This is a genomic window from Streptomyces sp. V4I2 (assembly GCF_030817655.1).
Classification (GTDB): Bacteria; Actinomycetota; Actinomycetes; order Streptomycetales; family Streptomycetaceae; genus Streptomyces; species Streptomyces plumbiresistens.
Genome location: NZ_JAUSZM010000003.1, coordinates 6,331,193 through 6,352,300, shown reverse-complemented (window position 1 = coordinate 6,352,300; position 21,108 = coordinate 6,331,193). Strand labels below are relative to the sequence as shown.

Below are 21,108 nucleotides of genomic sequence, written 5' to 3'. Positions count from 1 at the left end.
CCGCCATTCTCACCCGAATCGGTGAGGAGTGGTGTTTTTCTCTGATGTCCATCTGACCAAATCCGCCGCGATGATTCGTCAGCCCGCGGGCTCAACTCCGCGTACACCTGGGGTATGACACGCGGAGGCGGCGCCTCCCCCGACCCGTAGGGGTCGGGGTGCAGACGCCGCCGTCGGGTGGTCGGTTGCTCAGCCGCGCAGGAACACGTAGTCCGCCTGGTACGGCACGCCGACGATCGTGCCCGCCGTGCAGGAGCCGGCCGGGGCGACTCCGCCGACGGTGTTCAGCCGCAGGATCTCCACGGTGCCGGCGAACAGGCCGTGGTGCTTGCCGGACTGGGTGGCCTTGATGTCCAGCTCGGGGATGTTGCCGGCGCCGTTGGGAGTCCGGGAGATGACAGCCCCGGTGACCGCGCTGCGGTCGGGCGCGATCCACTGCGGCGTACCGGAGTTGGGCGCCACGAAGGAGTGCGCGATGCCGGTGCCGAGCACGGCGCTGACGTCCCGCTGGGCGAAGGCGTACCCGCCGGCCTCGACCGGCTTGCACTCGTAGATCTGCTCGCCCTTGAGGACGGACGCCTGGAAGTTGTCGAGGGCGTCGCGGAAGTCGAAGGCGGCGACGGTGACCTTGTGGAACTGGCCGCGGACGGCTCCGCCGGGGAACTCGGCGGTGTGCAGGTTGGCGTAGAAGGAGTTGGGGTCGGTCTTGAGGGCGTCGAGCAGGGCCGGGTCCTTGACCTTGACGGTTCCGGTGACGGTACGGGCCTTGCCGCCGCGCTTCAGGAGGTCGGTGAAGTCCACCTTGATGGCGCCGTTGGTGCCCTTGGCGCCCTGGTGGATGTGGAGGGCGGTCGGCTTGTCGGTGCCGCGCCACTTGACGGCGACGGAGACCTTGTCGCCGTCGACCTTGACGAACTGGAGCGCGGTGCCGTCCTTGTCGCCTTCGGCCGGTACCTCGCTGGCACCTCGGAGGCTGGCGGCGAGGACGGTGCCGTCGCCTCCGGCGGTGGAGGCGGAGGCGGAGGCGGGGGTCGCTGTGGCGGCGTGGCCGCCGGCGGCCACGGCGACGGCGATGACGATCGCTTTCATGCGCATGGGCAGATATACGGGCTGATGTCAGTGTGGACTCGGGCCAGGGGTGTGACCTGTGTCACTCTGCTCTGCGGGTGTGTGGGGGTGCGCGTCTCTGGGGGCTCCGCCCCCAGACCCCCGGCCTTCGCCCACCCACCACCCGACTCGGTGGGTCGAGAGGTGAAGGTAGAGGGTCACTTCTCGTCCGACCGAGTCGGGTGGTGGGTGGGCGAAGGCTCGGGGGTCCAGGGGGCGGAGCCCCCTGGCGGGGTCGAAGGGGCAGCGCCCCTGGATGATGGGACGGGTAGGGGCGGCGGGGGCGGAATCAGCCCGCCCGGTGTACCACCGCGTCGCACAGTTCCATCAGGGCCGCCTTCGCGTCGCACTCCCGTAGCGGAGCCAACGCCGCCCGGGCGTCCTTCGCGTACCGCACCGTGTCACGCCGCGCGTGCTCCAGCGCGGGATGCGCCCGCAGGCCCTCCAGCGCCTTCGCGTGCAGGGCGTCGTCGGTCAGGTCGGAGTCCAGGAGTTCGCACAGGGCGATGTCCTCGGCCAGCCCCAGCCGGGCCGCCCGCTCCCGCAGCCGCAGGACCGGCAGGGTCGGGATGCCCTCGCGCAGATCCGTCCCCGGGGTCTTCCCGGACTCGTGGGAGTCGGAGGCGATGTCCAGGACGTCGTCCGCCAGTTGGAAGGCGACGCCGAGCCGCTCGCCGTACTGGGTCAGCACGTCGACGACCGTCTCGTCGGCGCCGGACATCATCGCCCCGAAGCGGCACGCCACCGCCACCAGCGATCCCGTCTTGCCGCCGAGGACGTCGAGGTAGTGCTCGACCGGGTCGCGGCCGTCGGTGGGACCGGCGGTTTCCAGGATCTGCCCGGTCACCAGCCGCTCGAACGCCTCCGACTGGACCCGGACCGCCTCTGGCCCGAGGTCGGCCAGGATGTGCGAGGCGCGCGCGAACAGGAAGTCGCCGGTGAGGACCGCGACCGAGTTGCCCCAGCGGGCGTTCGCACTGGCGACCCCGCGCCGCACCTCGGCCTCGTCCATCACGTCGTCGTGGTACAGCGTCGCCAGGTGGGTCAGCTCCACCACCACCGCCGACGGCACGATCCCCGGCGCGTAACGGTCGCCGAACTGGGCGGACAGCATCACCAGCAGCGGCCGGAACCGCTTTCCGCCCGCCCGCACCAGATGCTGGGCGGCCTCCGTGATGAAGGGAACCTCGCTCTTGGTGGCTTCGAGCAGTCCCTCCTCGACAGCCGCCAATCCGGCCTGGACATCGGCTTCCAGAGCCTGGTCCCGCACGCTCAGCCCGAACGGCCCGACGACGGTCACGAGGGATCTCCTGTCTGCTGTGTCTACTGGCGATTACACGGTTTGTCGATAGGTCGCTGCCATCACTCAAGTCAGCGTATCCGGTCACGTTTCGATCACCGATAGCGCCCGCCCGTGCAGCCCGGGCGGTATCGGATCACGACGGGTATGTTTTTGATCACTTGAAAAGAATGGATATCTGCCGATTTACATGGAAGTGGTGGAGCGTGTCGCGAACCACCGTCGATACCGAGCCCGGAAGCCGGCCGCCTCCGGAGATCGGCCCGGTCCTGTGCGTGACGGACGGCCGTCACCTGACCGGACGCACACACGCGGCCGCATTCGCCCTCGCCCCGGACACCACGCACCCGGTCCACTGAACTCACGGGGTCACGCTCATGCACATCCGTACGTCCTTCCCCTACGAGACGACCCACGAGGACCTCCGCATCCCGCTCCCGGACGGGACGCTCCTCTACGCGCGCGTGTGGCGCCCCCTCACGGACGAACCAGTACCCGCGATCCTCGAATACCTGCCGTACCGCCTGACCGACTGGACCGCGCCCCGCGACTGGCAACGCCATCCCTGGTACGCGGGCCACGGGTATGCCTCCGTACGAGTGGACGTGCGCGGACACGGCAACAGTCAGGGCATGCCGGGCGACGCGTACTCGGCCACCGAGCTGGCGGACGGCGTCGAGGTCGTCCGATGGCTCGCGGCCCAGCCCTGGTGCGACGGCAAGGTCGGCATGTTCGGCATCTCCTGGGGCGGCTTCGACTCCCTCCGGATCGCGGCCCTCGCACCCGAGCCGCTCAAGGCGGTCGTCACCGTCTGCTCCACCGACGACCGCTATGACAACGACGTGCACTACCTGGGAGGTTCCGTCCTCGGGGTGGACATGCACGCCTGGGCGGCCACCCTGCTGGCCCTCGTCTCCCGCCCGCCGGATCCGCGGTACGTCGGCGAGGCCTGGCGGGACATGTGGCTCAAGCGCCTGGAGGAGGTCACCCCCCTCGTCCACACCTGGCTCGACCACCAGACCCGCGACCGCTACTGGCAGCACGAAAGCGTCCGCGAGGACTACGGCGCGATCGACGCCGCCGTCCTCGCGGTCGGCGGCTGGCACGACCCGTACCGCGACACCGTCCTCCGCCTCGTCGAGCACCTGCCCGCCGACCGCGTCCGCGGCCTGATCGGTCCCTGGTCCCACCAGTACCCCGACCGCGGTCTGCCGCCCGGCCCGGCGATCGGCTTCCTCCAGGAGACCCTGCGCTGGTGGGACCACTGGCTGAAAGGGGTCGAATCGGGCGCGATGCGCGAGCCGCTGCTCCGTGCCTACGTCAGCGACTCCCACCCCCCGGCCACGGTCTACGACACCCTGCCCGGCCGCTGGGTCGGCGAGCCCGCCTGGCCCTCCCCCAACGTCTCGATGGTCTCGCACGCCCTCGAGGGCGCCCCTCTCCTGGTCCGCTCCCCGCAGCATACGGGTGTCGACGCCGGCCGCTTCCTCCCTCTGGGCAACGACGCCGACCTGCCGCCCGACCAGCGGGAGGAGGACGCGAGGTCGGTGTGCTTCGAGTTCCAAGCCGACGAGGAGACCTGGGTGTTGGGGCGGCCGAGGGTGCGGCTCAGGCTGACCTGCGAGGTGCCGCGCGGCCAGGTGATCGCCCGGGTGTGCGACGTCGCCCCGGACGGCGCCTCGACGCTGGTCACCCGGGGCGTACTGAACCTGTCGGCGCGGCAAGGGCGGGATCGGGCGGTGCCGTGGGAGCCGGGCGTCACCGAGGACGTGGAGTTCGAGCTGAACGGCATCGGGCACGCGTTCCCGGCCGGTCATCTCGTCCGGCTGGCCGTCTCCTCCGCGTACTGGCCGTGGATCTGGCCGCAGCCCGACTCGGCGGCCGGCTTCACCCTGGACCCGGAGGGCAGCTTCCTCGAACTCCCGGTGCGCACAAGGGAATCCGCCTCCGGCATCGCCTTCGAGGAACCGGAGCAGTCCGAGCCGCTCGGCGTCAACGTCCCCGTCACGCTCGACGAACCGCGCCCCGAGCGGCTGGTCGTACGCGATGTGGCCAAGGGCGAGTGGCGGCTGGAGGTCGATCCGCTCCCCCACTCTCGGCTTCGCTCGAGCGGGGGGACCCCCATCGGCGGCACCCGCGTGTATCCCGACGGTCTGGAGTTCACCGAGGGCGCGCTGGAGACGTACACGATCAACGAGTCGGACCCCCTGTCGGCCCGGGCCCGCTCGGACTGGACGGTCGAGCTGCACCGGCCGGAGCTCGCCTGGCGGGCGACGGTCCGCACCCGGTCGGAGATCAGCTGTGACGGAACGGACTTTTCCACCTCAAACGAGGTGATTTGTACGGACGGCGACGAGGTCGTCTTCCACCGGACGTGGGAGAAGCGGATTCCACGGACGGCCGGTTGACTATGAGTTGGGCCTATTGCCCGTTTTAGCCATCCTTGTGCTAACCCGTGAGTTGGGTCACTTGCGGCCGGTTGGGGCCACTTGGGGGCCACGCCTCCGCACGCCCGCGTTTCGCCTTGCCTTTCGCGCCAGTTGAGACTTGGCAACCGCAAAGGATCAAGCGCCCCAAATGCCTCAGACCAAGGTCATAGCCCTGAAGTGTGAATCAGCCACTTGTTTCGGCCATGTGCTCTCGCATACGTTCCGGGCCTGTCGGGCGGACGCCTAATCCTGCCGCCGCCCACAGAACACTCATCGACCAACACCGCACGGCAGGAGCGGGGGACCCAGGTAAGCGCCGCACCGGACATCACGCCGGTACGGCTAGGGGTTAAGTCGCGCCGCCTCACGGCGGTGCGGCCGGGCAGCTCCCGTCCGAACCCGACAGCTCACCTCGTAGGCGCCGGAGAGGAACAGCGCCATGCCCGCAGGCAAGCACCGTCGTACCCGCACCAACCCGCTCACCCGAGGCGTCGTCACCGCCGGAACAGGCGTCGCCGCCCTCGCCCTCCCGCTCCTGGGCGCGACCACCGCGAGCGCCGCGCAGCCGGCCAAGGCCCCCGCCTCCGCGCCGGCCGCAGCACAGGTCAAGTCCGTCACGTACACCACGGTCAAGGGCGACTCGCTCTACGGCATCGCGGACAAGTACGACACTCCCGGCGGCTGGCGCCAGCTCTACAAGGACAACCGCAAGGCCGTCGGCGACAACCCCCGGCTGATCCACCCGGATGTCAAGCTGACGGTCAAGACGGCGAAGAAGTCCGGCACGACGGCCGACAAGGCCTCGACGTCCGCCAAGAAGTCCGCCCAGTCCGTCGCCAAGGCCACCCAGGCCTCCGCCAAGACGTACGCGGACAACCTCGACGGCTGGATCCGCGAGGCGATGGACATCATGGCGCAGAAGGGCATCCCGGGCTCGTACGACGGGATCTACCGCAACATCATCCGCGAGTCCTCCGGCAACCCCCAGGCCATCAACAACTGGGACTCCAACGCCGCCGCGGGCACCCCCTCCAAGGGCCTGCTCCAGACCATCGACCCGACCTTCCAGGCGTACCACGTCGACGGCACGTCGTGGGACCCGTACGACCCGGTCGCGAACATCACCGCCGCCTGCAACTACGCGGCCGCGCGGTACGGCTCGATCGACAACGTCTTCGGGGCGTACTGAGCCTGACTACCGCTGCGGAAACAGTCTTTCGAGGACGACGGCGATGCCGTCGTCCTCGTTCGACGAGGTGATCTCGTCGGCCACGCACTTGAGTTCGGGGTGGGCGTTGGCCATGGCGACGCCGTGGCCGGCCCAGTCGAACATGGGGATGTCGTTGGGCATGTCCCCGAAGGCGATGGTGTGTTCGGGGCCGAGCCCGAGATGGTCGGCGGCCAGGGCGAGGCCCGTCGCCTTGGTGATGCCGCATGGCTGGAGTTCGACGGTGCCGGGTCCCGACATGGTGACCGTGGCGAGGGAACCCACCACGGAACGCGCCGTCGCCGCCAACTCGTCGTCGGACAGGTCGGGATGGCGCAGCAGCACCTTGCTGATGGGCTCGCGCCACAGGTCGTCGCGCCGCCCGACCCGGACGGCGGGCAGGGTCGGGTGCGGCATCAGATACCCCGGCTCGATGAGGGTGAGCCCGTCGACGCCGTCCTGGTCGACGGCCGCGTACACCTGGCCGATCTCGGCCTCGATCTTGCCGAGCGCGGTCTCGGCCAGCTCCCGGTCCAGGGTGACCGACCACAGCAGACGGTCCGCGCCGGCGTCGTACACCTGCGCGCCCTGCCCGCACACCGCGAGCCCCGTGCTGCCCAGGTCGTCGAGGAGCGGCCGCACTCTGGGCGCCGGGCGGCCGGTCACCACCAGATGCCGGGCCCCGGCCGCCGCCACCCGCGCGAGCGCGGCGAGCGACCGGTCGGACAGCGTGTCGTCGCCTCGGAGCAGCGTGCCGTCCAGGTCGGTGGCGATGAGCGAATATGCGGTGGGTGCGGCCATGATCAGAGAATACGGATGGAACGCCGCATCGACTCGACGCGAACCGGACGGCTCCAGCCTTCACATGCGTTGACACGTGCTCCGGTTAGGGCAGTTGGCGCGGTCACGCGGAGTCCCGTACCACCAGTTCCGTGGGGAGGATCACTCCCGCCGTGTCCTCCCCCGCGATCTGCGCGAGCAGCATGCGGACCATCTCGGCGCTGATGCGGTCGTAGGGCTGGCGCATGGTGGTGAGGGCCGGGGTGACGGCGGTGGCCGCGGCCGAGTCGTCGAAGCCTCCGACAGCGATGTCATCGGGGACCGAACGGCCGGACTGGTGCAGGGCGTTGACGACTCCGGCGGCCATGAGGTCGGAGGCGACGAACACCGCGTCGATGTCGGGGGCCTGCGCCAGCAGCCGACGGGCGGCCTGCTCGCCGCCGGTGCGGCGGTAGTCGCCCTCCACCACCAGCGCCGGGTCGTAGGGCAGGCCCGCCTCGGCGAGCACGTCGCGGTAGCCGGCCAGGCGGTCGGTGCCGCCCGGGGTGTCCAGCGGGCCGGTGATCATGCCGATGCGGCGGCGGCCGCCGGCGAGGAGGTGGCGGACCATCTCCTGGGCGCCGTCGCGGTCGGCGGCCGCCACGTAGCTGACCTTGGAGCCCAGACCGAGCGGCTTGCCGCAGGCCACCAACGGGATGCCGGCGTCGCGCAGTTCGGCGGCGACCGGGTCTCCGCTGTGGCTGGAGACCAGCAGCACGCCGTCGACGTGGCCCGAGGTGATGTACCGGGTCAGCCGACGCCGGTCGTCGTCGCTCGCCGCCAGCATGAGCAGCAGCGGGATGTCGTGCTGCGCGAGGCGCTCGGTGCAACCCCGCAGCAGTACGTTGAAGTTGGGGTCCTCGAAGAACTTCTCCTGCGGCTCGGTCAGCAGGAAGGCCACCGAGTCCGAGCGTCCGGTGCTCAGGCTGCGGGCATGCCGGTTGACCACGTACCCGGTCTTCCTGATGGCGGCCTCGACGGCCCGGCGGGCGGCCGGGGAGACGTAGTGGCCGCCGTTCAGGAAGCGGGAGACGGTGCCCCGTGACACGCCGGCCTCCCGCGCCACGTCGTGGATGGTGGGCGGTCGGCGGCGTCCGTTGGCGCTGGTGGTCATGTTCCTCGTTCGTGACGGTGGGGTCGGCGGATGCCTCAGGCCTTGACCGAGCCGCTCAGCAGGTCCAGGGACCAGAACCGCTGGATCACCAGGAAGAGCGCGATCAGCGGAATGATCGCCAGCAGACATCCGGTGATGACCAGGGTGTAGAGAGCGGGCTGCGAGGCGCCCTGCGCGAGCAGCGTGTAGAGCCCGAGGGTGAGCGGGAACTTGGTGTCGTCGGCCAGCATCACGTACGGCAGCAGGAAGTTGTTCCAGATGGCGACGAACTGGAAGAGGAACACCGTGATCAGGCCCGGCATCATCATCGGTACGGCGATCCGCGAGAAGATCCGCCACTCGCTCGCGCCGTCCATGCGGGCGGCCTCCAGGAGCTCGGCGGGCACCGCGGCGGCCGCGTAGATGCGGACCAGGTAGACGCCGTACGGGGAGAGGATGGACGGCAGCAGCATCGACCAGTACGAGTCGGCCATGCCCATCTTCGACAGCAGCAGGTACTGCGGGACGGTCAGCACGATGCTCGGCACCAGGACGCCGGCCAGGATCAGCTTGAAGATGAACTCCCGCCCCCGGAAGGCGAACCGGCCCAGCGCATAGCCGCCGCCGGCCGAGACCGCGGCGGACAGCAGGGCGCCGAAGCCCGCGTAGAGGGCGGAGTTGCCCATCCACGTCCAGTAGATGCCGTCCCGGTAGGCGTTCAGCTCGCTCAGGTTGTCGAAGAAGCCGGTGCCGGGCGCGAAGGTGAAGGTGGAGAACAGCTCCGACCGGTCCTTGGTCGCCGCCATCACCACCCAGGCGATGGGGACCAGGCAGTACAGCGCGCCGAGGAGCAGCACGAGGGTGGGGACCCAGGCCGTGCGCCGCGCACGGCTTTTGACCGGGGGTTTGCCGGTGGTGTCGGCGGTGAGGGTGAGGGGGGTCATGCCCGGTCCTCCCGGGTGTAGCGGTCGGAGACGCGCAGCAGGGTGAAGGAGACGAGGTAGGTGGCCAGGGCCAGGACCACCGCGGTGGCGGAGGCGCCGTAGATGTCGGACTTCAGGAAGGCGCTGTCGTAGATGGCCATCAGCGGACTCCAGGTGGAGGGAAGGCTGTTGGTCAGCGGCTTGAGCGCCATGGGCTCGGTGAAGACCTGGAGGGTGGCGATCACCGAGAAGAAGAACGTGAGCACCAGGGAGGGCATCACGATCGGGATCTTGATCCTCAGCGCGATCTTGAAATTGGACGCGCCGTCGATCCGCGCCGCCTCGTAGATGTCCGGCGGGATCGCCCGGAGTGCGGTGTAGATGACGATCATGTTGAAGCCGGTGCCGCCCCAGACCGCGATGTTCGCGAAGGAGAGGTACAGGTTGCCGCCGTCGAACAGGTCCGGCTGCGGCAGCCCGAACTTGTCCAGCAGGTAGTAGAAGGGGCTGACGGCCGGGAGGTACAGGAAGCCCCACATGAGGGCGGCGATGATGCCGGGCACCGCGTACGGCAGGAAGATCATCAGCCGTGTGAAGGGCGCGCTGCGCGCCTTCGGGGTGTCGAGCATCAGCGCGAACAGCAGCGCCAGGCCGAGCATCGTCGGGATGACGATGAGGCCGTAGCCGAAGGCGCGCAGCACGCTGTGGCCGAACTCGGAGTCGTGGAGCACGTCGGTGTAGTTGCCGAAGCCGTTCCAGACCTGTTCGCGGGCGCCCTTGCCGAGTCCGATGCCCTTGACCTGGACCTTGTGCAGGCTGAGCCAGATCGCGTACCCGATGGGGACGACGGTGAAGGCGGCGAACAGGACCAGGGTCGGCGTCAGGAACCAGTACGGTGCGCTGCGGCCTCGGCCACGGCGGCGGGGGCGGCTGGGGCGGACGGACTTGGCGGTGCCGGTGCCGTCCGCCAAGGGCCCGACCGTGACGCGGTCGGAGCCCTTGAGCGGAGCGCTGGTCATGCCTCGGTCACCTCGAAGCCCTGCTCCTTCATGTCGTCGAAGGTCTTCGACTGCATGGTGCTGAGCGCAGAGGTGAACTGGGCCTCCTTCTTCGCCTTGGTGGCCTTGCCGAAACCGTCGTTGAAGGCGGTGTAGGCGGTCTGCACGTTCGGGCCCCAGGCGGCGGTGGCCGTGGTGGCGGCTATCTCCGCGGCCGTGGTGTAGAAGTCCTTCTGGTTCGGGAAGAACGCGGGCGTGGTGAGGACGTCGCCGGACTGGCCACTCGTGGCCGCCGGGTAGATGCCGACCTCCTTGACCAGGGCGGCCAGCGCCTGAGGGTCGGTGTTGATCCAGTGCGCGAACTTCGCCGCGGCCTCGGCGTTCTTGGAGTCCGTGGAGACACCGGTGGAGGAACCGCCCCAGCTGCCGGTGACGTTGTCGCCGGCCTTCCACTGCGGCAGCGGGGCCATCCGCCACTTGCCCTCGGTCTTGGGGGCGGCGGAGACCAGCACACCGGGCGCCCACACGGCGGAGACCCAGCCGATGTGGGTGCCCGTGTTCAGGGCGTTGTTCCAGGCCGGCGTGTACATCGGCTGGTTGTCGATGACGCCCTCCTGGACCAGGCCGCCCCAGAACTCGGCGACCTTCTGGCTGGCCGCGTCGTCGATGCCGACCGTCCACTTGCCGTCGCCGTCGACCGTCCACCACTTGGCGCCGGCCTGCTGGGTGAGGCCCGCGAACAGACCCGGGTCGTTGGAGGAGAAGGTGGTCAAGTAGGCGTCCGGGAGGGCCTTCTTGGCGGCGCGCGCGGTCTCGGCGAACTCCGTCCAGGTCTTCGGCACGGACAGGCCGTGCTCCTTGAAGAGGTCCTCGCGGTAGTAGAACATCAGCGGCCCGGAGTCCTGCGGGACGCCGTAAACCGCGTCGGTGCCGAGGGTGACCATGTCCCACAGGCCCGCGGCGAACTCGCCCTTCGCGTCACCGACGTACTTCGAGATGTCGGCGAGGACGTCGTTGGAGACCAGGGTCGGCAGCGACTGGTACTCGGCCTGGATCAGGTCGGGCGCGTTGCCCGCCTTCTTCGCCGTGATCACCTTGGTGAGGATCTCGGCGCCGCTGCCCTGCTTCGACACGGTGACCGTGATGTCCGGGTTCTTCTTGTTCCAGATCGCGGCGACCTTCTCCATGTTCGGCGCCCACGACCAGTAGGTCAGCTTGACCGGCCCGCTGCTCTCTCCGGAGTCTTCGTCGTCGGAACCGCCGCAGGCGGCGAGGGTGCTGGTGAGGCCGAGGGCGGCGGCCCCGGCGAGAATGCTGCGCCTGCTGATCTGGCGGCGGTTGATCGACATCTACATCTCCCCTGACTGAGAACGAGCCCACCTCGGAACGTCTCGCGTTCGCGGCGACCGCCGTGGGGGGAGGAGCTGCGACACGTGACCGAGGGGCTGTGCGCGAGGGCCGCGCGGCTCTGTGATCGTGCACAGTAGAGAATTGTTTCGGCCCCTTGTCAATGGCGGGTGCCTGGGGTTACCTACTTGTTGCCCGCCGATGTCAGCGCTCATCGGTACTGTGCACGATCACAGAAACAGGGCGTCACCTCTGCCGATTCCTGTGCCCGATCCTCGTCCTCGATCCCGTCCTCGATCCCCGTCCTCGATCCCCGTCCTCGATCCTGGGAGTCACCGCATGCCCTCCGCCGCCCCGCACGACCGCCTGCCACTCGCCTTCGGGGGCGACTACAACCCCGAGCAGTGGCCGCAGGAGGTGTGGGAGGAGGACGTACGGCTGATGCGTGAGGCCGGCGTCACCATGGTCTCGCTCGGCATCTTCGCGTGGTCGAGGATCGAGCCCCGGCCCGGCGAGTACGACTTCGAGTGGCTCGACCACATCATCGGCATGCTCGACGAGGCCGGGATATGCGTGGACCTGGCGACACCGACCGTCGTACCGCCCGCCTGGTTCTACCGCGCCCATCCGGAGGCGCTGCCAGTGACCCGGGAGGGCGTGCGGCTGGCGTTCGGATCACGCGGGGCGATCTGCCACTCCAACCCGGACTACCGGGCGGCTGCCGCTTCGATCACCTCACGGATCGGCGAGCGCTACGGCCGTCATCCGGCCGTAGCGATGTGGCACGTGCACAACGAGTACGGCGCACCCGTGCTCAGCTGCTTCTGCGACACCTGCGCCGACGCCTTCCGGGCCTGGCTCCAGGACCGCTACGGCACCCTCGGCGCCCTCAACCAGGCCTGGGGCACCGCCTTCTGGGGCCAGCTCTACGGCGACTGGGAGGAGATCGGCGTGCCCCGGGCCACACCCACGGTGGGCAACCCGGCCCAGCAGCTGGACTTCCAGCGGTTCGCGGACGGCCAGGCCCGCGCCAACTTCGTCGCCGAGCGGGACATCCTGCACCGACTGTCCCCCGGCGTGCCCGTGACCACCAACTTCATGGTCGCGCCCAGCCAGTGCGCCTCCATCGACTACTGGGCCTGGGCGGGCGAGGTCGACCTCGTCACCAACGACCACTACCTGATCACCGACGGCCGCCGCACCCACGTCAATCTCGCCCTCGCCGCCGACCTCACCCGCTCGGTCGCGGGCGGCGGCCCCTGGCTGCTGCTCGAACACTCCCCGTCGGGCGTCAACTGGCAAGCGCACAACCCCGCCAAGGAGCCGGGCCAGATGGCCCGCAACTCCCTCGGGCACGTCGCCCGCGGCTCCGAGGGCGCGCTGTTCTTCCAGTGGCGGCAGTCCCGCAGCGGCGCTGAGAAGTTCCACTCGTCGATGCTGCCGCACGGCGGGACGGGGACGCGTGTGTGGCGGGAGGTCACTGATCTGGGCCGCCGGATCGCGGACCTGGCGGATCTCCGGGGTACCCGCACCCGCGCCGACGTGGCCATGGTCTGGTCCTGGGACTCCTGGTGGGCCCAGGGACTGGAGTGGCGGCCGAGCGAGGCCCTGGACGCCCGGGAGCGGCTGGACGCGTTCTACGAGGCCCTGTACGACCGGCATCTGACCGTGGACTTCTTCGCGCCGGCCGGGTTGGGCGAGGTCGATCCCTCGCGGTACCCGCTGCTCGTCGTCCCCCAGCTGTACTCGGCACCCGCCTCGGTCGCCGCCGACCTGGAGCGGTACGTCGCGCGCGGCGGCACCCTCCTGGTCTCCTACTTCTCCGGCATCGTCGACGAACACGACGCCGTGCACCCCGGGGCGTATCCGGGGGCGCTGCGGGACGTACTCGGGCTGACCGTCGAGGAGTTCGACCCGTTGCTGCCGGGCGAGCGGATCGCCGTACGGACAACGGCCGGGGAGGTGTTCGAGGCCGATGTGTGGTCCGAGTACGTCGTCCCCGGCGACGGCTGCGAGACCGTGGCCGTCTTCGCCGACGGGCGTACGGCGGGACGGCCGGCGCTCACCCGGCGCGCGCTCGGCGACGGGGCCGCCTGGTATCTGGCCACCCGGCTGACCGGTGGCGATCTGGCGGCGGTGGTGGACCTCGCCCTCGCGGACGCGGGCATCACGCCCGTCGATCTGCCCCGGGACGTCGAACTCGTCGTACGGGAGGGCGAGTCGGGCTCCTTCCGGTTCGCCATCAACCACAGCGGTGCCGACGTGAAGGTGGTGCTGGCGGACGGGAGCCGGGCCGCCGTGCCGGCCGGAGCCGTCGAGGTGTTTCGCGAGCCCCGCTGAGCTCGCTCTCCTGAATCTTCTCTTCCCCTTGTGACCTGTACCTTGAAGGGACCCTGACATGCGCAGACGCAGTGTTCTGACCGCCGCCGGAGCCGCCGCACTGGCGATCCCCGTGCTGGGCGCGGCGCCCGCCGTCGCCTCGACGGCCGGGGATCGTCGCCGTCTGGAGATCCGCGGCGTCGACATCTCCTCGCTGCCGAAGAACGAGGACCACGGCGCCGTGTTCCGCACGGCCGACGGCCGCCGCCAGGACCCGGTGCGCATCCTCGCCGACTCGGGCGTCACCCACGCCCGCCTCAAGGTGTGGGTCAACCCGGCCGACGGCTACAACAACAAGGCCCGCGTCCTCCCGCTGGCCCGGCGCCTGAAGCGAGCCGGCATCGGCATCTGGGTCGACTTCCACTACTCCGACACCTGGGCGGACCCGGCGCACCAGACCAAGCCGGCCGCCTGGGCCGACCTGGACGTGGCAGGCCTGAGCAGGGCCGTCTACGACCACACCGCCGACGTCCTCGGCGCACTGCGCCGGCAGGGCACCCCGGCCGAGCTGGTGCAGATCGGCAACGAGCTGAACGGCGGCATGCTCTGGCCCGACGGCAACTGGGAGCACTGGGACAACCTCGCCGCCTTCCTCAAGGCCGGCCTCAGCGCCGCCCGCGACACCCAGCCGCGCATCCGCACGATCCTCCACCTGGCCAACGGCGGCGACAACGGGCTGTACCGGTGGTGGTTCGACAACGCGGTCTCCTACGGCGTCGACTTCGACATCATCGGGCTCTCCTACTACCCCTTCTGGCACGGGTCGGTGGAGCAGGCCGCCGCCAACATGGCCGACATCACGGCCCGTTACGGCAAGCCGTGCGTGATCGCCGAGACGGCGTACCCGTTCACGCTGGAGAGCGAGGACGACATCAACGACATCATGAACGACCCCTCGCAGCTCACGCCCGGCTACCCCGCCACGCCCGCGGGCCAGGCGGCCTGGCTGCGCGCGGTGGCCGACCTCGCGGCCGCCGTCCCCGGCGGGCAGGGGCTCGGCTACTGCTACTGGGAAGGCGTGTGGACCTACCGCGCCGGCAGCGGCTGGAACCCCGAGGACCCGACCTCCGGCAACGCGTGGGAGAACCTCGCGCTGTTCGACTTCGAGGACCGGGCACTGCCGGGGCTGAGGACGCTGGGGCGCTACCGGGGCTGAGGACCCTGGGTCGCTACCGGTCGTAGGGCGGGCCGCGGGGCCTGTCAGGGGCGGGGAACGGCGGGGACCGGCAGGGACCGGTGTAGCGGACTACACCACGGATACGGGTGGCCGTTCCCTCGTGGCGGCGGGCGGGCGACGGGATCGTAAGGGGCAGAGATCCTCTACGAAAGGACCAGCCCCATGTCCGCGAACCGTCCGCGCCACCGCCGTATCACCACCCTCGCCACCGCCGTGGCCGGAGTCGTCCTGACCGTCGGGCTCGCCACCGCCTGCGACCCCGACGACTTCGACAACTCGCTGGGCTGCCTGTCCAACGCCGACACGATCTCCGACAGCCTCAAGGAGATCCACGAGGCCGGCTGGGACGTGGCGAAGGACCCCTCGCGCACGGACGAGTCGATCGACACGATCGAGAAGAACCTCGACAAGATCAACGACGACACCGACGACAACAAGGTCGACAAGGCCGCCGACGACCTGAACCAGGCGATCAAGGACTACAACAAGGCCATCCTGGACGGCGACACGAACCCGGACACCAGCAAGATCGACGCGGCAGCCGACGAACTGAAGGACGTCTGCACCTCGTGACGTCGGTCATCCCCAGGTCGTGCCGGCCGGCTCCTTGATGGTGGTGTTGATGCGGTTGAACAGGTTGGTGAGGGCGATGGTGAGGATGATCGCCGACAGTTCCTTCTCGTCGAAGTGGTCGGCGACCTCGTCCCACAGCGCGTCCGGCACCGACTCGTGGGAACGGTCGGCGAGGCGGGTGACCGACTCGGTCAGCTGGAGCGCCGCCCGTTCGGCGTCGGAGAAATAGGGCGCCTCGCGCCAGGCGGCGACGGACGCGATGCGCTCCTCGCTCGTCCCGGCCTTGCGCAGGTTGTGCACATGGCCGTGGACGCAGGCGCCGCAGCCGTTGATCTGGCTGGCGCGCAGCGCGACGATCTCCGCCACCTCCTGCGACAGTCCGGACTCGCCGATCGCCTGGAACATGGTGCCGATGCCCTTCATGGCGCCGGGAAGGACGTACGCCGGGTTCGTCATCCGTGCCTGCATGGTGTGCCTCCTGTGTCAGTGTGATCGTGCTCGTGCTCGTTCTTGTTCTCGGTCTCACTGCACTGACGGGTCGGAGGCAGCGGTTGTGACAGGTAGGCCGGAGGAATCGCCGAGCGTTTTCCAGACGCATCTGCGGGAGGCCCCGCCGGCATCCTGGACCGCTTCCCCGAGGCCCTGCGGCCCGAGATCTACGCCTGCCGGCTCCTCGACGGCTTCGAGATGCTGGGCAACATCCCTCAGGACCTGACGGGTGCCGAACTGTACGTCGACGAGATCAAGCGGCTCGGCCTCTGGTACGAGGGCGAGGACGAGGATCTGCCGCTCATAGGGGACGACGACGGGATCGACGCCCAACGCGACCTGCTCAACCTCCACTTCGCCGACGCCTGCATCGACCTCGCCCGGCGTCTCCACGCGGACGGCCGTATCGAGAAGCTCTTCGGCCGCCGCCTGCCCGTCGTGGTCTTCGACCTGGACTGCCCCGGCTGGGAGATCGAGGCCACCGAGGCGGCCAACCCACCGGAGTTGATCGCGGACTTCCTGACCTGGCAGCGGGCGCCCGAGGGGCCGTGACCTGCGCAAGGGGTGCGCCAGGGGTGCGGCCTGCCCAGAACAGGCAACTCAGCCGTAACGTGTGGCCCGACAGCGTGTGGCGCGACCACATCGAACGCACGGTACGCACGAGAGTGAGGCAGCACCCATGCCCCCCTTCGATGTCCCCGAGGGCGACCCCTTCGGCCCGCACAACCTCCCGTACGGCGTGTTCTCGCTCCCCGGATCCGACGATCGCCGGGTGGGTGTCCGTCTCGGCGACCACGTGCTGGACGCGGGCGCGGCGGCCGCGGCCCTCGGCTCCCCGTACGTCTCCCTCCTCGCGCGCCCCTCCCTGAACCCACTGCTCGCCGCGGGCCGCACCGCCTGGTCGGACGTACGACGCGCGCTGACGGGATGGGTGACGGTGCCGTCGCACCGCGAGATCATCGAGCCGCTGTTCCACCCCCTGTCCGCCGTGACCCTGCACCTCCCCTTCGAGGTGGCGGACTACGTCGACTTCTACGCCTCCGAGAACCACGCCCGGAACGTCGGCCGGATGTTCCGCCCGGACGCCGCCGACTCCCTGACCCCCAACTGGAAGCACCTGCCGATCGGCTACCACGGCCGCTCCGGCACGGTAGTGGTGTCCGGCACGGACGTCGTACGCCCGTCGGGGCAGCGAAAGGCCGCTTCCGACCCGGCGCCCGTCTTCGGGCCCTCGGTCCGCCTGGACATCGAGGCCGAGGTCGGCTTCGTGGTCGGGACGCCCTCCCGGATGGGCGAGCAGGTCGCACTCGCCGACTTCCGCGAGCACGTCTTCGGGCTGTGCCTGTTGAACGACTGGTCCGCTCGCGACATCCAGGCCTGGGAGTACGTCCCGCTCGGCCCGTTCCTCGGCAAGTCCTTCGCCACCTCCGTGTCGGCGTGGATCACGCCGCTGGACGCCCTGGAGTCGGCGCTGGTGACGCCCCCGGAGCGGACGCACCCGCTGCTGCCGTACCTGGACGACACCGACGACGAACCCGGCGGCTACGACCTGCGCATCTCGGTCGCCGTCAACGGCCACGTCGTCTCCGAGCCCCCCTTCTCCACCATGTACTGGACGGCCGCCCAGCAGCTGGCCCACATGACCGTCAACGGCGCCTCCCTGCGCACCGGCGACCTGTACGGCTCCGGGACGGTGAGCGGCCCTTCCGAGCGGGAACGGGGATCGCTGCTGGAACTGACCTGGAACGGCCGCGACGCCCTCGAACTCCCCGCCGGCAAGCAGACGTTCCTCGAGGACGGCGACGTGGTGACTCTGTCGGCCTGGGCCCCCGGTCCGGACGGCGTCCGGGTAGGTCTGGGGGAGGTCACCGGCCGGGTGGTGCCGTCCGTATCCCGCCCCTGATCCCACCCCGCACCCCACTGAACCACTCCCGACACCTGCCGTACGCCGCCCGCCGCCGTCATACTGGCGACGGGCGGCGTGGCGTGTGAGGACGACACCGTCGTCGCCCGTACAGCCCGTACGGTGCTTGCCCTTTGCGCTCTTCGCACTGTGCACCCATAGCAGCCGTTTCTTCCGATCAGGATCCGGAGCCCGTGGCATGACCGTCTGCCTGCTCCTGCTGAGCGCCGTCGCCCTGGCGGCCGCCGTGCCGGTTCCCCGTGCGCTGACCCGGGCCGCGTGGCCCGAACGGGACCCCGTGGTCGCGCTGTGGGTGTGGCAGTGCCTGGTCGCCACCGTCCTGCTGTGCTGTCTGGCGGCCCTTGTGCTGAGCACCGCGGCGGTCTTCCACACCGTCCGCCACCATGTCTTCGCACCCGCGCCGCCGGCCGTGACCGCGGCGTACGACCTCTCCGCCGCGCCGCCCTGGGCCGCCACCCTCACCCTGCTGCTGGCCTGCGGGGCCGCCTGGACGACCGCGATGCTCGCCCGCGAGCTCGTCGAGGCCCGCCGTCGCCGCGGCCAGGCCCGCGCCCACCTGCGCGAACGCGCCCCCGACCTGCCGGCCGGCCTGCCCCCCGCACGCGGCCCCCTCCTCGTCCTGGAGGACGAGTATCCGGACGCCTGGTGGATGCCCGGCAACCCGCCCCAGCTGATCGTCACGACCGGCGCCCTGCACCGCCTCACCGACCACCAGCTGGACGCGGTCCTCACCCACGAACGCGGCCACGCCCGCGCCCGCCACGACTGGCTGCTCCACCTCTCCACGGCCCTTGCCACCGGCTTCCCCCGTATCCCGCTCTTCGCCCACTTCTGCGACCAGACCCACCGTCTGGTGGAACTCTCCGCCGACGACACGGCCTCCCGCCGCTGCGGTCACCTGACCACGGCCCTGGCCCTCATCGAGCTGAACCAACACCGAGGCGTCCTCTCCTGCGCCTCCACCCACCGCCTCCTCGGCGAACGAGTGGACCGCCTCCTGGAACCCCAGCCCCGCCTCGGCCCCCGCCACCGAGCCCTCACGACGACGGTGGCAGCCCTGACCCCCCTGCTCCCCCTGCTGATCGCCTTCGCCCCGGGCCTGACGGCACTGTCGTAACGACGAACGCATTCGACCCCGTCAGCCTGCGGGCACCCGGCCAGCGCCGGGCTGGGCGACCCGCCCCCGCCCGGCCGCAACACTGGGGACTGGGCACCAGTCACCAGGCACCGAACCAGCCGACGCCCCTACTGCATCCAGTCCTCGTCCGGCCCCGGCTCCGCATCCATCTCCGGCCAGTCATCCGCACTCGGCCCCGCGTCCCCACTCGGCCCCGCGTCCCCCTCGGGCCCCGGCGCCGCACCCCCGGGAGCACCGCCCAATCCGGCGAGCACCCCGATCACGCCCTCCCCATACGTCATCAGCTTCTTCTCGCCGACCCCACCGACCTCGCCCAGCTGTGCGACGGACGTGGGCCACACCGTGACGATCTCCCGAAGCGTCGCGTCATGGAAGATGACGTACGCCGGAACGCCCTGCTCACGAGCCTGCTCGGCCCGCCAAGCCCGCAACGCCTCGAACGCCGGCACCAACGCCTCGGGCAGCTCGGCCACCGCCGCCTTGGCCTTGCGCTCGCCTCGCCCGGAGCCCGAAGACCCCGAACCCGCCGCCGACCGCGAGGTCACCGCCTTCTTCGGCTCCTTGCGCAGCGGCACCTCCCGCTCCCGCCGCAGCACCGCCCCGCTCGCCTCGGTCAGCACCAACGTGCCGTAGTCCCCCTCGACCGCGAGCAGCCCCTGCGCCAGCAACTGCCGTACGACGCCCCGCCATTCCCCTTCGGAGAGCTCCTCGCCGATACCGAACACGGACAGCTGGTCGTGGTCGAACTGGATGACCTTGGCCGTGCGCTTCCCCATCAGGATGTCGACGATCTGCACCGCGCCGAACTTCTGTCCGCGTTCCCGCTGCAGCCGCACCACCGTCGACAGCACCTTCTGGGCCGCGACCGTGCCGTCCCAGGTCTCCGGCGGCGTCAGACACGTGTCGCAGTTGCCGCAGCCCACCGGGTCGGGGTCCTGGCCGAAGTAGGCGAGGAGCTGCCCACGCCGGCACTGGGCCGTCTCGCACAGCGCCAGCATCGAGTCCAGGTGGGCGGCGGCCCGGCGCCGGAACGCCTCGTCGCCCTCGCTCGACTGGATCATCTTGCGCTGCTGTATGACGTCGTTGAGCCCGTACGCCATCCATGCCGTGGACGGCAGTCCGTCGCGGCCGGCGCGGCCCGTCTCCTGGTAGTAGCCCTCGACCGACTTGGGCAGGTCGAGGTGGGCGACGAAGCGGACGTCCGGCTTGTCGATGCCCATACCGAAGGCGATGGTCGCGACCACGATCAGGCCGTCCTCCCGCAGGAAGCGGGACTGGTGGGCGGCGCGCGTGCCCGAGTCCAGGCCCGCGTGGTACGGCACCGCCTCGATGCCGTTGCGGGACAGGAACTCGGCCGTCGCCTCCACGGACTTGCGCGAGAGGCAGTACACGATGCCCGCGTCGCCCGCGTGCTCCTCGCGCAGGAAGCCCAGCAGCTGCTTCTTGGGGTCGGCCTTGGGCACGATCCGGTACTGGATGTTGGGCCGGTCGAAGCTCGCCACGAAATGGCGGGCCGTCGGCATGTTCAGCCGCTGGGTGATCTCCTTGTGCGTGGCGTCCGTGGCCGTCGCCGTGAGGGCGATCCGCGGGACGTCCGGCCAGCGCTCGCCGAGCAGCGACAGGGACAGGTAGTCGGGGCGGAAGTCGTGGCCCCACTGGGACACGCAGTGCGCCTCGTCGATGGCGAAGACCGCGATCTTCCCCCGCGAGAGCAGATCCAGCGTCGACTCGAGGCGCAGCCGCTCCGGTGCCAGATACAGCAGGTCCAGCTCGCCGGCCAGGTACTCGGCCTCCACCACCCGCCGCTGGTCGAAGTCCTGCGTGGAGTTCATGAACCCGGCGTTCACCCCGAGCGCCCGCAGCGCGTCCACCTGGTCCTGCATCAGCGCGATGAGCGGCGAGACCACAATGCCCGTACCGGGTCTGACCAGGGATGGGATCTGGTAGCACAGCGACTTGCCGCCGCCGGTCGGCATGAGGACCACGGCGTCGCCGCCGGCCACCACATGCTCGATGACCGCTTCCTGCTCGCCGCGGAAGGCCCCGTACCCGAAGACGCGGTGCAGCGTGGCCAGCGCCTCACTGTCGATCGTGCCTGGCATCTCGCTGATCCCGCCCGTCCCACCCATTGCCGTGTCCCCCGTACGTCGTCCCTCGACCACTGCCTCCACGATAGGGGTCAGGACTGACACCATCGGAGTTATC

Annotated in this window: 18 protein-coding genes and 1 riboswitch; of the genes, 9 read left to right on the top strand and 9 right to left on the bottom strand. The window is 70.2% G+C overall.

Annotated elements, in window-relative coordinates:
- Positions 1 to 189 precede the first annotated feature (189 nt).
- On the bottom strand, positions 190 to 1,089 hold the full coding sequence (locus tag QFZ76_RS30140) for a CHRD domain-containing protein (RefSeq protein WP_307676652.1): 900 nt from the start codon (positions 1,087 to 1,089) through the stop codon (positions 190 to 192).
- A 307-nt stretch (positions 1,090 to 1,396) separates the two neighbouring features.
- Positions 1,397 to 2,407, bottom strand: coding sequence for a polyprenyl synthetase family protein (locus QFZ76_RS30135; protein ID WP_307676651.1), 1,011 nt, complete (start codon positions 2,405 to 2,407; stop codon positions 1,397 to 1,399).
- A 206-nt stretch (positions 2,408 to 2,613) separates the two neighbouring features.
- On the opposite strand from QFZ76_RS30135, the gene QFZ76_RS30130 reads away from it, so the two are divergent.
- The 3 genes from QFZ76_RS30130 (at position 2,614) to QFZ76_RS30120 (ending at position 6,025) form a co-directional block, all read left to right on the top strand.
- A complete protein-coding gene (locus QFZ76_RS30130; RefSeq protein ID WP_307676650.1) occupies positions 2,614 to 2,766 on the top strand; it encodes a hypothetical protein in 153 nt (50 codons plus the stop codon).
- Between the two features lie 18 nt (positions 2,767 to 2,784).
- Complete coding sequence (locus tag QFZ76_RS30125; protein ID WP_307676649.1) at positions 2,785 to 4,815, top strand: CocE/NonD family hydrolase; 2,031 nt, start codon at positions 2,785 to 2,787, stop codon at positions 4,813 to 4,815.
- Between the two features lie 286 nt (positions 4,816 to 5,101).
- Positions 5,102 to 5,270, top strand: a riboswitch (cyclic di-AMP (ydaO/yuaA leader).
- Between the two features lie 5 nt (positions 5,271 to 5,275).
- A complete protein-coding gene (locus tag QFZ76_RS30120) occupies positions 5,276 to 6,025 on the top strand; it encodes a LysM peptidoglycan-binding domain-containing protein (protein WP_307676648.1) in 750 nt (249 codons plus the stop codon).
- Between the two features lie 6 nt (positions 6,026 to 6,031).
- Here QFZ76_RS30120 and QFZ76_RS30115 read toward each other — a convergent pair whose 3' ends face one another.
- The 5 genes from QFZ76_RS30115 to QFZ76_RS30095 form a co-directional block, all read right to left on the bottom strand.
- Entirely contained in the window at positions 6,032 to 6,844 is an 813-nt protein-coding gene (locus tag QFZ76_RS30115) for an HAD family hydrolase (protein WP_307676647.1), read from the bottom strand.
- Between the two features lie 103 nt (positions 6,845 to 6,947).
- A complete protein-coding gene (locus QFZ76_RS30110; protein WP_307676646.1) occupies positions 6,948 to 7,976 on the bottom strand; it encodes a LacI family DNA-binding transcriptional regulator in 1,029 nt (342 codons plus the stop codon).
- A gap of 35 nt (positions 7,977 to 8,011) precedes the next feature.
- The gene (locus QFZ76_RS30105; RefSeq protein ID WP_307676645.1) at positions 8,012 to 8,899 is read right to left on the bottom strand and encodes a carbohydrate ABC transporter permease; all 888 of its coding nucleotides are present in this window, start codon (positions 8,897 to 8,899) and stop codon (positions 8,012 to 8,014) included.
- On the bottom strand, positions 8,896 to 9,897 hold the full coding sequence (locus QFZ76_RS30100) for a carbohydrate ABC transporter permease (protein ID WP_307676644.1): 1,002 nt from the start codon (positions 9,895 to 9,897) through the stop codon (positions 8,896 to 8,898). The genes QFZ76_RS30105 and QFZ76_RS30100 overlap by 4 nt, the downstream gene beginning before the upstream one ends.
- Complete coding sequence (locus tag QFZ76_RS30095; RefSeq protein WP_307676643.1) at positions 9,894 to 11,225, bottom strand: ABC transporter substrate-binding protein; 1,332 nt, start codon at positions 11,223 to 11,225, stop codon at positions 9,894 to 9,896. Before QFZ76_RS30095 ends, QFZ76_RS30100 begins: the two co-directional genes overlap by 4 nt.
- 337 nt (positions 11,226 to 11,562) lie before the next feature.
- Between QFZ76_RS30095 and QFZ76_RS30090 the strand changes: the two genes are divergently transcribed.
- The 3 genes from QFZ76_RS30090 (at position 11,563) to QFZ76_RS30080 (ending at position 15,352) form a co-directional block, all read left to right on the top strand.
- Entirely contained in the window at positions 11,563 to 13,563 is a 2,001-nt protein-coding gene (locus QFZ76_RS30090; RefSeq protein ID WP_307676642.1) for a beta-galactosidase, read from the top strand.
- Between the two features lie 58 nt (positions 13,564 to 13,621).
- Complete coding sequence (locus QFZ76_RS30085; RefSeq protein ID WP_307676641.1) at positions 13,622 to 14,758, top strand: arabinogalactan endo-1,4-beta-galactosidase; 1,137 nt, start codon at positions 13,622 to 13,624, stop codon at positions 14,756 to 14,758.
- Positions 14,759 to 14,941: 183 nt separating this feature from the next.
- Complete coding sequence (locus QFZ76_RS30080) at positions 14,942 to 15,352, top strand: hypothetical protein (RefSeq protein WP_307676640.1); 411 nt, start codon at positions 14,942 to 14,944, stop codon at positions 15,350 to 15,352.
- Between the two features lie 6 nt (positions 15,353 to 15,358).
- Here the strand turns inward: QFZ76_RS30080 and QFZ76_RS30075 are convergent, their stop codons facing one another.
- Positions 15,359 to 15,820 (bottom strand): carboxymuconolactone decarboxylase family protein, encoded by a 462-nt coding sequence (locus QFZ76_RS30075; RefSeq protein WP_307676639.1) that lies wholly within the window; start codon positions 15,818 to 15,820, stop codon positions 15,359 to 15,361.
- 219 nt (positions 15,821 to 16,039) lie between these two features.
- Here QFZ76_RS30075 and QFZ76_RS30070 point away from each other — a divergent pair, with 219 nt between their 5' ends.
- From QFZ76_RS30070 to QFZ76_RS30060, 3 genes are all read left to right on the top strand, one after another.
- On the top strand, positions 16,040 to 16,393 hold the full coding sequence (locus QFZ76_RS30070; protein WP_307676638.1) for a hypothetical protein: 354 nt from the start codon (positions 16,040 to 16,042) through the stop codon (positions 16,391 to 16,393).
- A gap of 127 nt (positions 16,394 to 16,520) precedes the next feature.
- The gene (gene fahA, locus QFZ76_RS30065) at positions 16,521 to 17,744 is read left to right on the top strand and encodes a fumarylacetoacetase (protein WP_307676637.1); all 1,224 of its coding nucleotides are present in this window, start codon (positions 16,521 to 16,523) and stop codon (positions 17,742 to 17,744) included.
- A 199-nt stretch (positions 17,745 to 17,943) separates the two neighbouring features.
- The gene (locus tag QFZ76_RS30060) at positions 17,944 to 18,882 is read left to right on the top strand and encodes a M56 family metallopeptidase (protein ID WP_307676636.1); all 939 of its coding nucleotides are present in this window, start codon (positions 17,944 to 17,946) and stop codon (positions 18,880 to 18,882) included.
- 128 nt (positions 18,883 to 19,010) lie between these two features.
- Here QFZ76_RS30060 and recQ read toward each other — a convergent pair whose 3' ends face one another.
- A complete protein-coding gene (recQ, locus tag QFZ76_RS30055; protein ID WP_307680170.1) occupies positions 19,011 to 21,032 on the bottom strand; it encodes a DNA helicase RecQ in 2,022 nt (673 codons plus the stop codon).
- Positions 21,033 to 21,108: the final 76 nt, after the last annotated feature.